Here is a 14430-nt window from a genome sequence, read left to right as displayed (position 1 = left end):
GCTGTCCGTACCAACTGCCGTCAGCGGCGGCGCATTTCGGCCACCCGGGCCCGTTCGCCCGCCTGCTGTTCGGTGAGGGAGGCCGTGGCGGCGCTGCGCAGCTGCGGCCCGGGGCCGTGCGTACGGCGCTGCCCGGGGAGCGGCATGTCACGGCGGGGCTGACGCCCCGGAGGCCCGTTCTCACCACTCGGGCCAGCGGATCCGGCGGGGGAACCCGCCACCGCGATCTGCACGCCCTGGTCGGCCAGCGCCTGCAACTCCGTTGCCGCGCGGTCGTCCTGGGCGGACGGCTCGTCGGTGACCAGCCGGGTGATCACGTCTGTCGGCACCGTCTGGAACATGGTGTCGGTGCCGAGCTTGGTGTGGTCGGCGAGGACCACGATCTCGGCCGCCGCCTGCACCAGCGCCCGGTCGACGCTCGCCGAGAGCATGTTGGACGTGGACAGACCGCGCTCGGCGGTCAGCCCGCTCCCGGAGAGGAAGGCGCGGGAGACCCGCAGCCCCTGGAGGGACTGCTCGGCGCCGCTACCCACCAGGGCGTAGTTGGAACCGCGCAGCGTACCGCCGGTCATCACCACCTCGACCCGGTTGGCATGGGCCAGCGCCTGGGCCACCAGCAGGGAGTTGGTGACCACGGTCAGCCCGGGGACGCGGGCGAGCCGGCGGGCCAGCTCCTGCGTGGTCGTCCCCGCGCCGACGACGATCGCCTCGCCTTCTTCGACGAGTCCGGCGGCCAGGTCGGCGATGGCCGTCTTCTCCGCGGTCGCGAGATGGGATTTCTGCGGGAAGCCGGACTCTCGCGTGAATCCACCCGGCAGTACCGCACCGCCGTGACGGCGGTCGAGGAGTCCTTCTGCCTCCAGCGCCCGCACGTCCCGCCGTACGGTCACTTCGGAGGTCTGGACGACACGGGCGAGCTCACGGAGCGACACGGCCCCGTTGGCACGCACCATTTCAAGGATCAATTGGCGACGTTCAGCAGCGAACACGAAACTGACAGTAACCTGAGCGGCCGATAGTTCTCAGCAGTTTGCGTCGAATAGCAGAAGTTGTGCACGGATTGGGTCAGCGGGTGGTATACGGGGCGTACCCACCCACTGGTCCCTCGCCGCCGGACCGCGTCAGCCTTCGCCCGACGTCTTCCGGGTGTGCAACTGCCGTGCCACTTCCGCGATCGAACCCGACAGGGACGGGTAGACAGTGAAGGCGTTTGCGATCTGTTCCACGGTCAGGTTGTTGTCGACCGCGATCGAGATCGGGTGGATCAGTTCACTCGCACGAGGTGAGACGACCACACCGCCGACCACGATGCCGGTGCCCGGACGGCAGAAGATCTTGACGAAGCCGTCCCTGATCCCCTGCATCTTGGCGCGCGGGTTGCGCAGCAGCGGCAGCTTCACCGCGCGAGCGTCGATCTTGCCCGAGTCGACGTCCGCCTGGCTGTAACCGACCGTGGCGATCTCCGGGTCGGTGAAGACGTTGGACGAGACGGTCTTGAGGTTGAGCGGCTGCACCGCGTCGCCGAGGAAGTGGTACATCGCGATCCGCCCCTGCATGGCGGCGACCGAGGCGAGCGCGAAGACCCCGGTGACGTCGCCCGCGGCGTACACGCCGGGGGCGGTCGTACGGGACACCTTGTCGGTCCAGATGTGACCCGAGTCCTTGAGCCGGACCCCGGCCTCCTCCAGACCCATGCCCGCACTGTTGGGGATGGCGCCGACGGCCATCAGGCAGTGGGTGCCGGAGATGACCCGGCCGTCGGCCAGCGTCACCTCGACCCGGTCACCCACACGCTTCGCCGAGGCGGCGCGCGAGCGGGCCATGACGTTCATCCCGCGGCGGCGGAACACGTCCTCCAGGACCGCGGCGGCGTCCGGGTCCTCACCGGGGAGCACCCGGTCACGGCTGGACACCAGCGTGACGCGCGAGCCCAGCGCCTGGTAGGCACCGGCGAACTCGGCACCGGTGACGCCGGAGCCGACCACGATGAGCTCCTCGGGGAGCTCGTCCAGGTCGTACACCTGCGTCCAGTTCAGGATGCGCTCGCCGTCCGGCTGCGCGTCCGGGATCTCGCGCGGGTGGCCGCCGGTCGCGAGCAGGACGGCGTCGGCCGTCAGCGTCTCCTCGCTGCCGTCGGCGGCGGTGACGATCACCTTGCGGGAGCCGTCCATCGCCTGCTGCCCGGCGAGCCGGCCACGGCCGCGCATCACCCGGGCGCCGGCCCGGGTGACCGAGGCGGTGATGTCGTGGGACTGGGCGAGCGCGAGCCGCTTCACCCTTCGGTTCACCTTGCCGAGGTCCACGCCGACCACCCGTGCCGCCTGCTCCAGCGACGGGGTGTCGTCGGCGACGATGATGCCCAACTCCTCGTACGAAGAGTCGAAGGTCGTCATCACCTCGGCCGTGGCGATCAGAGTCTTGGACGGTACGCAGTCGGTGAGCACGGATGCCCCACCGAGACCGTCGCAGTCCACGACGGTCACCTCCGCGCCGAGCTGGGCGCCCACCAGGGCGGCCTCATATCCGCCGGGTCCGCCGCCGATGATCACGATCCGGGTCACGAAAAATCCGCCTCGCGTTGTCACCCCGGCCGCACTGCCGCCCCGGCCGGGGGTCCGGGGGGAGCCCCCGGGGAATGCAGTACGTGCTTCATTGTCCCGCACTCTTCAAGATGCTTCACCCCGGGGGCTCCCAGCGGGCCCCCGGGGGCCCGTACGGCGAAGTGACCTCGGGTTCCCGAACGGCCCGTACGACGAAGCGGCCCCGGGTCCCCGGACACCCGTACGGCCAAGTGACCGAGGCCGTCGGGGATCCCGTACGGCGAAGTGACCCGGCCACAAAATGCCACTGTCGTACCCTCGACACCATGTCGCTCTACGCCGCGTACGCCGGCAACCTCGACGCGCGGCTGATGACGCGCCGCGCCCCGCACTCCCCGCTGCGCGGCACCGGCTGGCTCAACGGCTGGCGGCTGACCTTCGGCGGGGAGCAGATGGGCTGGGAAGGCGCACTCGCCACCCTGGTGGAGGCCCCGCGTTCCCAGGTCTTCGTCGCCCTCTACGACCTCGCCCCGATGGACGAGGACTCGATGGACCGCTGGGAGGGCGTCGGGCTCGACATCTACCGGCGGATGCGGGTCCGGGTGGACACCCTGGAGGGCGAGGAGCCCGTCTGGATCTACGTCCTGAACGGGTACGAGGGCGGGCTGCCGTCGGCGCGCTACCTGGGCGAGCTGGCCGATGCCGCCGAATCCGCGGGCGCACCCCACGACTATGTGATGGAACTGCGCAAGCGCCCCTGCTGAGCGCGGACGGCCACCCCCGCCGCCCTCCGCGGCGGCTCTTCGTCGGAAACGACAAGACAACGATCGCAACTCCGTTCACCGAGACATCTACGCGCGTAGGGCGAGAGCGGTTACCCTCATCGGCGTGAACGCTTCAGTTAATCCGGACATCAAGGGCGACCCGTACGCCGCCGCCGACGCCGCCGCCACGCGCCTGCGTGAGCTCACCGGCGCAGAGACCCACGACGTCGCCCTCGTGATGGGCTCCGGCTGGGCCCCGGCCGTCGACGCGCTCGGCACCCCCGAGGCCGACTTCGCCGTCACCGAGCTGCCCGGGTTCCCCCCGCCGGCGGTCGAGGGCCACGGCGGCAGGATCCGCTCGTACGCCATCGGCGACAAGCGCGCGCTGGTCTTCCTGGGCCGCACCCATTACTACGAGGGCCGTGGCGTCGCCGCGGTCTCGCACGGCGTCCGTACGGCGGTCGCGGCAGGCTGCAAGACGGTCGTCCTGACGAACGGCTGCGGCGGCCTGCGCCCCGGCATGCGCCCCGGCCAGCCGGTCCTCATCAGTGACCACATCAACCTGACGGCCACCTCGCCGATCGTCGGCGCGAACTTCGTGGACCTCACCGACCTGTACTCGCCGCGGCTGCGCGCGCTCTGCAAAGAGGTCGACGAGACGCTGGAAGAGGGCGTGTACGTCCAGTTCCCCGGCCCGCACTACGAGACGCCCGCCGAGATCAACATGGTCCGGGTGATGGGCGGCGACCTGGTCGGGATGTCCACGGTGCTGGAGGCGATCGCCGCCCGCGAGGCGGGCGCGGAGGTGCTCGGCATCTCGCTGGTGACGAACCTGGCGGCCGGGTTGAGCGGCGAACCGCTCAACCACGAAGAGGTACTGCAGGCCGGGCGCGACTCGGCCGTGCGGATGGGGTCACTGCTCGGGCGCGTGCTGGAGCGGATCTGACCCGTCCGGACCGGGGCTCCGCCCCTGACCCCGCTCCTCAGACGCCGGAGGGGCTTGATTCCGCGCTTGAGAAGCGGGGGCCGGGGGCAGAGCCCCACCCCACCGCCGTGAGGAACGAAAGGCAGACCACCGTGCAGCAGCAGGACCTGATCGCCCGTGCCAAGACCTGGCACGCCGAGGACCCCGACAGCGACACCCGCGACGAGCTCGCCAAGCTCATCGAGACCGCCTCCTCCGGGGACACCACCGAACTCGCGGCCCGCTTCGGCGGCACCCTCCAGTTCGGCACGGCCGGCCTGCGGGGCGAGCTGGGCGCGGGTCCGATGCGGATGAACCGGTCCGTGGTCATCCGGGCCGCCGCCGGTCTCGCCGCGTACCTCAAGGCCCAGGGCCAGGCGGGCGGCCTGGTCGTCATCGGGTACGACGCCCGGTACAAGTCCGCCGACTTCGCCAGGGACACCGCCGCCGTCATGACCGGCGCGGGCCTGCGCGCCGCGGTACTCCCCCGCCCGCTGCCCACCCCCGTACTGGCCTTCGCCATACGCCACCTCGGCGCGGTCGCGGGCGTCGAGGTCACCGCGAGCCACAACCCGCCGCGTGACAACGGCTACAAGGTCTACCTCGGCGACGGCTCCCAGATCGTGCCCCCGGCCGACCTCGGGATCGCCGCCGCCATCGACGCCGTACGGAGCCTGCACGACGTGCCGCGCCCGGAGAGCGGCTGGGAGACCCTCGGGGACGACGTCCTGGAGGCGTACCTGGCGCGCACGGACGCGGTACTGACCGCCGGGTCCCCCCGCACCGCCCGCGTCGTGTACACGGCGATGCACGGGGTCGGCACGGAGACGCTGCTCGCCGCGTTCGCGCGGGCGGGCTTCCCCGGGCCGGTGCTCGTCGCCGAACAGGCCGAGCCCGACCCGGCGTTCCCGACCGTCGCCTTCCCCAACCCGGAGGAACCGGGCGCGATGGACCTCTCCTTCGCGACCGCCCGCCGCGCCGAGCCCGACCTGATCATCGCCAACGACCCGGACGCCGACCGCTGCGCCGTGGCCGTTCCGTACGACGGTGACTGGCGGATGCTGCGCGGCGACGAACTCGGCGCGCTGCTCGCCGCGCACCTGGTCCGCCGGGGCGCCACCGGCGTCTTCGCCGAGTCGATCGTCTCGTCGTCCCTGCTGGGCCGGATCGCCGACGCGGCCTCGCTCCCGTACGAGGAGACGCTGACCGGTTTCAAGTGGATCGCCCGCGTCGAGGGCCTGCGGTACGGGTACGAGGAGGCGCTCGGCTACTGCGTCGACCCCGACGGCGTACGCGACAAGGACGGCATCACCGCCGCCCTGCTGGTCGCCGAACTGGCGTCGGAGCTGAAGGCCGAGGGCCGTACGCTCCTCGACCTGCTCGACGAACTCGCCGTCCAGCACGGGCTGCACGCCACCGACCAGCTCTCGGTACGCGTCGACGACCTGTCGGTCATCTCGGACGCGATGCGCAGGCTCCGCGAGCACCCGCCGACCGAACTGGCCGGGCTCGCGGTCATCACGGCCGAGGACCTGAACGAGGGCACGGAACAGCTGCCGCCCACGGACGGGCTGCGCTACCACCTGGACGGCGCCCGCGTGATCGTCCGCCCGAGCGGCACCGAGCCCAAGATCAAGTGCTACCTGGAGGTCGTCCTCCCGGTCGCCGACACCGCCGGGGTGGCGGAGGCCCGTACGCACGCGGAGACCATCCTCGCGGCGATCAAGACGGACCTGTCGCGGGCGGCGGGCCTTTAGGACCTGCCCGGCCCTGGACAGGTCCGTCCACCCGTCCGGGGCCGGGCAGCCGACGTCGAGCAGGCCGGGCAGCGGGGGCCGGTCAGCTGTCGTCTCGCAGCCCCTGCTGCGGGGGCTGCCGGTCAGCCACCGTCCAGCAGCCCCCGCCCAGACTGCGCGTTGATCACGGCCAGCCGTTCCCGCCACGGCCTGCGCGAGGGCGGCTCGGCAGCAGTGCCCCACTGGGGGTGTCGCTGCTCGGCGAGCGTGGCGGCCCGGCGGCAAGCGGGGCATACGGTCTCGCCGCCCACCGGGCGGAAGGCGTGGTCATCGCCTGGCCCTTCGCAGGTGATCAGTCCGGCGGAGGCCTGGGGCACGCCGGAGGCGACCGGCGGAGAGGCGCCGGGGAGCTTCTGCACCAGACGGTGACGCAGGAAGCCGACCGCCGAACGCACGCCGTCCGCGGGGAGTTCGGCCAGCAGGACGCGTCGCAGGTCCGATGCCGGAACTCCGCGCAGCAGCCACTGGGCGGCATCGGCCGCCAAGGCGCGGGCCTCGCGCACACCCAGGTGCAATTCACGGTTCGAGTGCCGCAGCGAAAGCAACACAGCCTCGGCAGCGGCGAGTTCGGGACCTGGTACGGGAGCAGGCTCCTCCACCACAACCGGCCTTCCGGCCGCAACCGCTTCGGAGGGTGGGTGGGGAGTGGTCTTCTCACAGTGTTCTTCTACTGGTTCATAGCCACCGGCCACCCGACCCCTCGGCGCACCGACGGCCGGAATGTGCGCACTCGGAGCCGCCGGGCCGGTGACCGGCGCATCGTCGGCCTCTCGTAAGCCCAATGCCTGATGCGCCGTCAACGGCAGGTTGGTCAGGAGCTGTTCGGTGACCCAGCGCCCTCGATCGTTCTGGCTGCGCCACTCATGGACGTAACCGTGCTCGACCAGTTGGCCCTTGGCCTTCTGGAAGGCACGACCCTTGATCCCGAGCCGCTGCGCGAGTTCACCGAGGGGCTGATGGGCGGCACCCTCGGGGAGGCCCTGGATGTACAGGAGCAGAATCTTCGCGTCGCTGCTCAGACGCGGATGACGTACGACGTCGTGCGACGCCTTCGTGTAGCGCCCGGACGGCGCGATAACATGCCGAAGCATTTCCGGTGGGTCCACTTCCACTGGTAGTGAAGGCCCTCGGTTGGTGTTGTAGCACCGCCGGGGGCCGCCTCGCGCAACAGCTGCATGCGCGGAGCGTGATGACTCCGTCACCGTACCGCACGCGGGGGCCCGCACCGGACTGTTCAGATCAGCCCCCGGCCGTACGACCGAAGGCGACCCACCTCCGCCGAACTCAACTACAGATCACGGGTCTTGACGGCCTCGCTATGACCTGCTCCCGGCCATCGACGATGCCGCACTCGACACACTGCGACCCCGCCTCCGACCGGGAAGATTTCCACCAGGTCACAGGCAATGCGAAGCGTCGTCAACGTGGCGTTTGCCGGGGGCAGCGGCCTGGGGTGCGTTGCTTCGAGGTGGCTCGGGCCGAGGGACGGACAGTTCCCGGACCGAGTTCGGGGCGATCGGAAATCGCTTGTGGTGATCTGATGAGGCCTCGTACGGTCGCCTCCGATGAACGAGATGCCCGAGGTTTTGCCGTTGCCGGACCGGAAACCAGTCGACGCCGCGGTGGCGGGCAGGTTGATCGCCGCGCAGTTCCCGCAGTGGTCCGATCTCGACGTCCGGCCGGTCGATGCGCAGGGTTGGGACAACTGCACCTTTCGTCTCGGTGACGAGATGCTGGTGCGGCTACCGACTGCCGAGGAGTACGCGCTGGCGGTGGAGAAGGAGCACCGGTGGCTGCCGGTGCTCGCACCCGCGCTGCCGTTGGAGGTCCCGGTTCCGCTGGCCAGAGGCCTGCCTGATGAGAGCTTTCCGCACAACTGGTCGGTCTATCGGTGGATCGGCGGCGAGCCTGCGGCCCGTGCCGTCGTCGAGGACATGACGGCGTTCGCCATCGACCTTGCGACGTTCCTCGTGTCCCTGCAGCGGATCGACCCGGCAGGCGGACCGGGCCCGGGACTGCACAATTGGTTCCGCGGCGGACCACTGACGACCTACGACGGGTGGGCCCGTGCAGCGCTGGAGACGTTGGACGGCCTGATCCGGACCGATACCGCCGGGGAGATCTGGGAACGGGCGTTGCGAGCCTCGTGGGACGGTAAGCCAGTCTGGTTCCACGGGGACATGGCCTCGGGGAACCTTCTGGTGAAGGACGGTGCGCTCGCGGCCGTCATCGACTTCGGCACCTGCGGAGTCGGAGACCCGGCCTGCGATCTGTCGATCGCTTGGACGATGCTGACCGGCAGGAGCCGGGCCGCGTTCCGCGATCGGCTAGGGGTGGACAAGGCGACCTGGGAGCGTGGACAAGGCTGGGCGCTCTGGAAGGCCCTGGTCGTCTGCGCCGGAGCGGTTCGCGATGGCGACGGCCTGCCTGCGGATGCGTCGTTCGTCCTTGAGGAGATCCTCACCGCCCATGAGCGGCTTGGACGGCTCTGCCGGAGGGCCTGATCGCCGAGGCGGCCGAGCGGTACCCGTTACGGGGCCCGGGACCACGTGCCCGGGACAGCAAGCATGGGCCTACGAACCTTGATCCTTGCTGGGGGCGACCGGGAAGGATGCCTCGTCGCGGCCGGTGCCGTCGGTGATCCACCATCTGTCCTCGCCGAGAAGGGCCAGCTCTGCGCGGCCGTCGCCGTCCCAGTCGTGGACGGCGAAGAGCATGCCGCCATCGGGGCCGTCGTCACCCGGCACGGACCGCTTGGTGGAGTGCCAGGGTTTCGATCCGAGCCCGTGCTCGGAGCCGCCCCGCAGCACCTCGATCCGCGCGTCCCCCGCCTCCTTCTTCTTGGTGAGCTGTACGGCCAGGTCGTCGCAGCCATCGCCGTTGAAGTCCCCGACGGCGAGCCTGGCGCCGAAGCCTTCCTTGAAGTCACCGCCTTCCATAGTGACCCACTTCGCCGGCTCCTTCCCGTAACGGACGCTGACCTGGCCGCGCCGGTGGGGTGTGTCGACCTCGTCGTAGCTGTCGACGAAGCTCCGACCGATGGCGATGTCCTGGCGCCCGTCGCCGTCGAAGTCGCCGAAGACGATGTTCTCGCCCTCCGGCAGCCGCTCGGGTTCCTTGCTCAGGCCGCCGGCGGTACGGGCGCCGCCGGTGAACAGCAGGGGCGGATCCCACGGAGAGCCGTAGAGCGCGAGATCGGTGGAGCGGTCGTCGTTCGCGTCCCCGGCGACCAGTACGGGTGACGCGCCCTCGTGGACCGGGCTGGGGATCTCCACGGTCCTGACCGGGGCGCCGGAGCGCTTGAACGGTCCCTTGAGGACGACCAGTTCCCGAGCCTCGTTCGAGTCCCTGAACACCGCGAGGTCGCTGTGGCCGTCCCCGTCGAAGTCGCCGGCGACCGGCGCGGTGTTGTATCCGGTGCCCGGCAGTGGCACACGCCCGTGCGCTCCGCCGACCTGCGGGCCCTTGGGGCCTCCCCACAGGACCTGGGCGGCGCCGCTCACGACGAGGTCGGCGTGGCCGTCCTCATCCAGGTCGGCGACCGTGGGCTGCAACGGGTCGTCGCCCGTCTGGACGTCGTGCGGCACACCGAGGTCGTCGTGGGCGAAGACGGTCGTGCGGTCGGGGTCAGGACCGTGCTCGGAGCCGGGCACGACGAACAGGTCGAAATTCTCCGTCTCGGAGATCTCGTGCACCAGATCGATGAAGCCGTCCCCGTCGAGGTCGGGGGTCGCGGGCGTGGCCTCGCGCGCCGAATCGACTGCCCGACAGGGGCTGTTCGGGACCGCACGCGCGCCGCCGGACGGCCGAAGGACGAGGAACGCCACCACCGCCACTGCTACGAGGGAGGCCGCCACGGCGTGCCACATGCGCAAGTGGCGGAAGAACGGACCGCCTGCTGTCGGAAAGTGCATCAGCCCACTTCACGGGCGTGGACGCGGCCCGCACAAGGAAGCGGATCATTTCGTTACGGGGGTGATGCACGAGGGTCCTCCCCCCCCTATTCCGGCCCACGGGTACACGGCGCTCGTCGCCGACGCCGGGGCCGACGCGGTCGTCAACGCCCCGGGCCGGGCCCGGAAGGCCGACGATACGGATCTTCATCAAGGGGCAGTACGTCCTGTCAGATACGGACGTACTGCCCCTTCGCGTCGGACTCTCCGCGGCCAACACCCACGACAGCCTTGCCCTGAAGCCGACGCTGTCCCATGTCCACATGGGATACGAATCCCACGCAGCCGATTCCAAGCCTCAACGTCTGCACGCGGACAAGGCATACGATGTGCCTCACTTGCGACGATGGTTATGGGGCAAACGCATCGGCGTCCGCATCGCCCGCGAGGGCATCGAGTCCGGCGAACGATTGGGCCGCCGCAGGTGGGTCATCGAGCGGACCATGTCGTGGCTGACCGGCTACCGCAGACTCAACCACCGCTACGAACGCCACCCCTCCAACAACTACCTGGCCTTTCTTGGGCTGGCAGCCGCACCGTGCTGCCACAAACGCTTCCGCCAACTCGCCATGTTGGACGCGGACTTATCCGAGTACCCGGTGACGGTCGTTGGATGCGATCGATCTGAGTGGTGAATTCGAAGTCAGATGTACTCTTTCGATTGCTGGAGGTTTCCACGGCCAAGGGCTACTGGATCAGCGTCTACCACACCATTTCCGACCCCGACAATGGTCTCGCTGCCGTATCGAGACCTGGTGATGCAACAGCTGCAGAATGAAGGGCCCTTGGGACCCTGCCGCCACACCCTGACGTGTGCTGAGACAGCGAGAAGCCCCACCACGCGTCACACGCGCGATGGGGCAGCCCTGATGCGGTATGGGCCGGGCCAGGCGGTCAGACGGCGCTGAACTCTTCGCCCTTGACGCCCGCCACGAAGGAGGCGAACGCGCCGGTAGGGACGTTCAGCACGGGACCGCTCGGGTTCTTGGAGTCACGGACGGGAACCACGCCGCGCGAAGCGATGAGGTTGACGGCGACCTCAACGCAGTCGCCGCCATTGTTGCTGTAGGAAGACTTGAACCAGCGGGGGGATTCGTCGGTCGTCACCGGGTGCCCTTTCGTGCCTCGTTGATCATGGCCACGGACGCCGCTTGAGACAGCGCTTCGCCCTGCAGTTGATGGTAGGCCGTCAACATGGGCAGCACGGACGTGCTCTCGCGGTCCAGGTGCCCCTGGGATTGGGACTCGGCGTAACAGATCACGGACCGGTCCGGCAGCGTCAAGAGGTTGACGGGCAGGTCGAACGTACGACGCTCACCTATCCCGTACGGCGCCACCTGCAACAGTGTGTTCGGCAGTTCGGCGAACTCGACCAGACTCGCCAACTGGGCGTTCATGACGGCCGCCCCGCCGACAGGACGACGGATGCAGCTCTCATCCATGGTCACAAACAGCATGGGGGGCCGGGGCCGCACCAGCGCCGCCTGTCGATCCGCCAGGAACGAGACACGTTCATCGGCTTGTTGGGGTGTGATGGCACCCCGCCGCACGGCACTGTCCGCCAACACCCGTGCGTACTCGGGCGTCTGCAACAGGCCCGGAACGATCCCAATGTTGTAGAGCCGGAACTCGACGGCCCTGCCCTCATGCCCCACGTACTCCGGAAACCCCTCCAGCAGCGAGCCGTGCCGCATCTCGCGCCACTCGCGCTCGAACGCTTCGGCAGAACCGGTCGTGCTGAATGCCAGATCGAGCTTGAGCGAAAAGGGGAGGGTCGGCGGCTTTCGGGCAGTTTCAACAGCCGAAATATGCTGGCTTGAACACCCCAGCTTCTCGGCCAGATCATCCTGGTTCCAGCCGTGCTTCTCACGCAACCTGCGCATACGGGCCCCGTAGGCCGCTCGTGGGCTGCTCTCCGGGTCTAATTCCTTGCGGTTGACCATGCCGCCACCCAGTCCTTCCTTCGCTTCTGATTACTTGAAGGCTTTCTGACTGTAGGCCACCCTAGGTGCTCCTGGTAGTGGAATGACTACGGAGAGGAGCGGACGTTGCCCTGGGAGCGCACTCCGCCCAAGCCACCTATCGAGCAACTCACCTTTGAAGCAGACCAGTTGGATGCCCCGATATCCGCTGACGGGTTCTGGCGGCTGGCCCCGGACTGGGTGCCGCGCACCGGATACGCACCCCTGACGAAGGGCCTCTTCCGTGAGGTCGCCGCTGGACTGGAAAGGCAGTTGGACCGCATGGACGAGCAACCCGAATTCGAAGTCTCCGTACTGAAGTGGCCGCCCTGCCGGTGCGGCCGGCCGGTGTGTCCCGACGCCCCGAAGGCCGACGTCGATGTCGATGTCGATGTCGATGTCGATGCCGATGCCGATGCCGATGCCGATGCCGCCGAGTCGCCCACGATGGCCCGACTCCGCACCCGGCTTAGCCAGGACAAGGGAGCGCGGGCATGAACGACTTCGGCCCTGTTGACCGTGGGTACTGGACGAACAATGACCGGGAGAACGCCGAGGACGCCGCCACCGCGTTCGTCAACGCTTTGCGGCGGCTCCAGGTCGACTTCGACGACATCGGCATCGAAGAGCCCTGCGCGGCCTGCAATCACCCGCTGCACAAGATCTCTCTGGGCTCCATCTCGGTAGCGGAAGCAACCCGGTTCGCCTACCGCGTCAACCGCCGGCTCGACGAACTCGCCGAACTCACCGGGGGCGCTCCGCCGTCCACGGTCCCCGGAAACGAGGCACACCCCATGACCCACGCCGACATCGACTCCGTGAACCCGCCCCGCCGACGCATCGGCGCCGTCACGGTCCTGCGCAACAGCGAAGACGCCGTACTCCTGGTCAAGACCACCTACCGCGAGGGCTGGCAACTGCCCGGCGGCGGAGCCCATCAGGGAGAGCGGATCGCCACCGCCGCATCACGCGAACTCGCCGAGGAGACCGGCCTCTACCGCCGCCTCACCCACTTCCTCGCCCTCGACCACGTCCCCGCACCGACCGAGGGCAGGAGGTCGGCCGAGGGGTTCACCATCGTCTGCGACGGGGGACGCCTGACCCCCGAAGAGGAATCCGCGCTCGCCGTACCCGAAGACGCGGCCGACGAGATCACCGCCCTCACGTGCGTACCGCTGGCCCAACTCGGCAAGTACACCCCGCCCTACCAGGAACGCCGCATCCGAGCCGCCGTAGCCGCGCTCGACAAGGGCTTGCGGCTGCCATTGCTGGTACTCGGCAAGTAACAGCGCCACGTTGCCACGCCCCCGCTGGGAGGGTCCCGCCGACGAGGCTCATCGCCTGGCGTATTACGGCCTGGGATATCTGCCGCCCCCCAGCTACCGCGCTCCTGCTGATCGCGTGGGGACACCTGCATGGCCTCGTCGCCCTTGAGGTGTTTCGGCACACCTCTTCCCTCGGTGACCACCGGACTGAAAGCTTCCGCACAGCGATGCGGAACCTGCTTGAGGACATCCACCGCCGGATCGCGGTCGCGCTGGCGCCACGCCCTTGAACCGGGCTGAAACTGCCAGGTCGAATTACTCACTCGAATGAGTGATGAAGCTTTGGTGCCAGCGCCCGGGAAGGGGAACGCTGCCACCCTGAGCTCACGAGTCATTGCTCGTGGACCGGGTCGCGGTGGGTACTCGATTCGCCCACCGCACAAGGAAACTCGAGGTCTTCGCATGCCGGAAAGATCCATTATCCACAGCAAGGCCCAGCATTACTACAACGTGTTCCATCACGAGCGCGACGGGTGGGTCGGCGTAACCGACGTGTACGCCTGGGTGGGCCGCACGACGCAGGAATTCAAGCTCACGCCAGGAACCGCCCCCGCCAGCGCGCTGCAGAGATCCCTTCTGGAGTACTGGAAGAGATTGTTTGTCCCTATGGACGCGGACGGGGACGGCGTCGTATCACGCGACGAATTCCTGGCCGGGTTCGTCAGCCTGGGGGACAAGCCGGATGACTACGCGCGGATTGTCACGCCGTCCGCCAAGGTCTTCGTGGCCACCGCCGACGTCGACGGAGATGGCGAACTCGACAAGTCCGAGTTCAAGCGCCTGTTTCAGTCCTCTTTCGCGCTGAGCGACGAAGACATCGACGTGTCGTTCGCCGACATCGACACCGACAGCTCCGGCTCCATCTCAACTGACGAGCTGAGAGCGGCCATTCGCGTGTTCCACAGCAGTACTGATCCGAACGACCGAGGTCACCGCCTTCTGGGACCCCTGCGTTCCTGAGCCGACAGAACTGGACAGCGTCATCTCGTCCAGAGCCCCTCGCCGTCGGGTGCTGATTCCACGCGGCACCGGCGGTCAGAGGGGCTCCGCCGGTCCCGCATCGAGCCGCGCTCAGGAACAACACGCCAGGAGAGACGACCGTGACCTCCCATCTGCGGACAACCAAG

At 68.9% G+C, this 14430-nt stretch carries 14 protein-coding genes and 1 pseudogene; 8 read left to right on the top strand and 7 right to left on the bottom strand.

The window, feature by feature from the left end; genetic code table 11:
• Positions 1–20: 20 nt before the first annotated feature.
• Complete coding sequence (locus NBY69_RS08985; RefSeq protein ID WP_250299645.1) at positions 21–989, bottom strand: DeoR/GlpR family DNA-binding transcription regulator; 969 nt, start codon at positions 987–989, stop codon at positions 21–23.
• 132 nt (positions 990–1121) lie between these two features.
• Positions 1122–2561, bottom strand: coding sequence for an NAD(P)H-quinone dehydrogenase (locus tag NBY69_RS08980; protein WP_250299643.1), 1440 nt, complete (start codon positions 2559–2561; stop codon positions 1122–1124).
• A gap of 305 nt (positions 2562–2866) precedes the next feature.
• On the opposite strand from NBY69_RS08980, the gene NBY69_RS08975 reads away from it, so the two are divergent.
• The 3 genes from NBY69_RS08975 (at position 2867) to NBY69_RS08965 (ending at position 6025) form a co-directional block, all read left to right on the top strand.
• On the top strand, positions 2867–3304 hold the full coding sequence (locus NBY69_RS08975; RefSeq protein ID WP_250299641.1) for a gamma-glutamylcyclotransferase: 438 nt from the start codon (positions 2867–2869) through the stop codon (positions 3302–3304).
• 124 nt (positions 3305–3428) lie between these two features.
• Positions 3429–4250, top strand: a complete 822-nt coding sequence (locus NBY69_RS08970; RefSeq protein ID WP_250299639.1) for a purine-nucleoside phosphorylase — start codon at positions 3429–3431, stop codon at positions 4248–4250.
• Between the two features lie 131 nt (positions 4251–4381).
• Entirely contained in the window at positions 4382–6025 is a 1644-nt protein-coding gene (locus NBY69_RS08965; RefSeq protein WP_250299737.1) for a phospho-sugar mutase, read from the top strand.
• A gap of 122 nt (positions 6026–6147) precedes the next feature.
• On the opposite strand, the gene NBY69_RS08960 is transcribed toward NBY69_RS08965, so the two are convergent.
• Both NBY69_RS08960 and NBY69_RS37605 read right to left on the bottom strand, forming a co-directional pair.
• Positions 6148–7155, bottom strand: a complete 1008-nt coding sequence (locus NBY69_RS08960; protein WP_250299637.1) for a helix-turn-helix domain-containing protein — start codon at positions 7153–7155, stop codon at positions 6148–6150.
• Between the two features lie 193 nt (positions 7156–7348).
• The gene (locus NBY69_RS37605) at positions 7349–7465 is read right to left on the bottom strand and encodes a DUF397 domain-containing protein (protein ID WP_250299635.1); all 117 of its coding nucleotides are present in this window, start codon (positions 7463–7465) and stop codon (positions 7349–7351) included.
• Between the two features lie 164 nt (positions 7466–7629).
• On the opposite strand from NBY69_RS37605, the gene NBY69_RS08950 reads away from it, so the two are divergent.
• Complete coding sequence (locus tag NBY69_RS08950) at positions 7630–8568, top strand: aminoglycoside phosphotransferase family protein (RefSeq protein WP_250299633.1); 939 nt, start codon at positions 7630–7632, stop codon at positions 8566–8568.
• A 69-nt stretch (positions 8569–8637) separates the two neighbouring features.
• Here the strand turns inward: NBY69_RS08950 and NBY69_RS08945 are convergent, their stop codons facing one another.
• Positions 8638–9978, bottom strand: a complete 1341-nt coding sequence (locus NBY69_RS08945) for an FG-GAP and VCBS repeat-containing protein (RefSeq protein ID WP_250299631.1) — start codon at positions 9976–9978, stop codon at positions 8638–8640.
• Positions 9979–10104: 126 nt separating this feature from the next.
• On the opposite strand from NBY69_RS08945, the pseudogene NBY69_RS08940 reads away from it, so the two are divergent.
• Positions 10105–10583: pseudogene (locus tag NBY69_RS08940) on the top strand (transposase); the annotation flags it as partial.
• Positions 10584–10911: 328 nt separating this feature from the next.
• Here the strand turns inward: NBY69_RS08940 and NBY69_RS08935 are convergent.
• The gene (locus NBY69_RS08935) at positions 10912–11124 is read right to left on the bottom strand and encodes a DUF397 domain-containing protein (protein WP_250299629.1); all 213 of its coding nucleotides are present in this window, start codon (positions 11122–11124) and stop codon (positions 10912–10914) included.
• Positions 11121–11960 (bottom strand): helix-turn-helix transcriptional regulator, encoded by an 840-nt coding sequence (locus tag NBY69_RS08930; RefSeq protein ID WP_250299627.1) that lies wholly within the window; start codon positions 11958–11960, stop codon positions 11121–11123. Before NBY69_RS08930 ends, NBY69_RS08935 begins: the two co-directional genes overlap by 4 nt.
• 168 nt (positions 11961–12128) lie before the next feature.
• Between NBY69_RS08930 and NBY69_RS08925 the strand changes: the two genes are divergently transcribed.
• The 3 genes from NBY69_RS08925 (at position 12129) to NBY69_RS08910 (ending at position 14263) form a co-directional block, all read left to right on the top strand.
• Positions 12129–12476, top strand: a complete 348-nt coding sequence (locus tag NBY69_RS08925; RefSeq protein ID WP_250299624.1) for a hypothetical protein — start codon at positions 12129–12131, stop codon at positions 12474–12476.
• Positions 12473–13264, top strand: coding sequence for an NUDIX domain-containing protein (locus NBY69_RS08920; RefSeq protein ID WP_250299622.1), 792 nt, complete (start codon positions 12473–12475; stop codon positions 13262–13264). Before NBY69_RS08925 ends, NBY69_RS08920 begins: the two co-directional genes overlap by 4 nt.
• A 441-nt stretch (positions 13265–13705) precedes the next feature.
• Positions 13706–14263, top strand: coding sequence for an EF-hand domain-containing protein (locus tag NBY69_RS08910; protein ID WP_250299621.1), 558 nt, complete (start codon positions 13706–13708; stop codon positions 14261–14263).
• Positions 14264–14430: the final 167 nt, after the last annotated feature.

Origin of the sequence: Streptomyces sp. A 4/2 (assembly GCF_940670765.1) — a bacterium.
Classification (GTDB): Bacteria; Actinomycetota; Actinomycetes; order Streptomycetales; family Streptomycetaceae; genus Streptomyces.
Note: the sequence above shows the minus strand (reverse complement) of the source record. Positions and strands in the feature narration are given on the sequence as shown.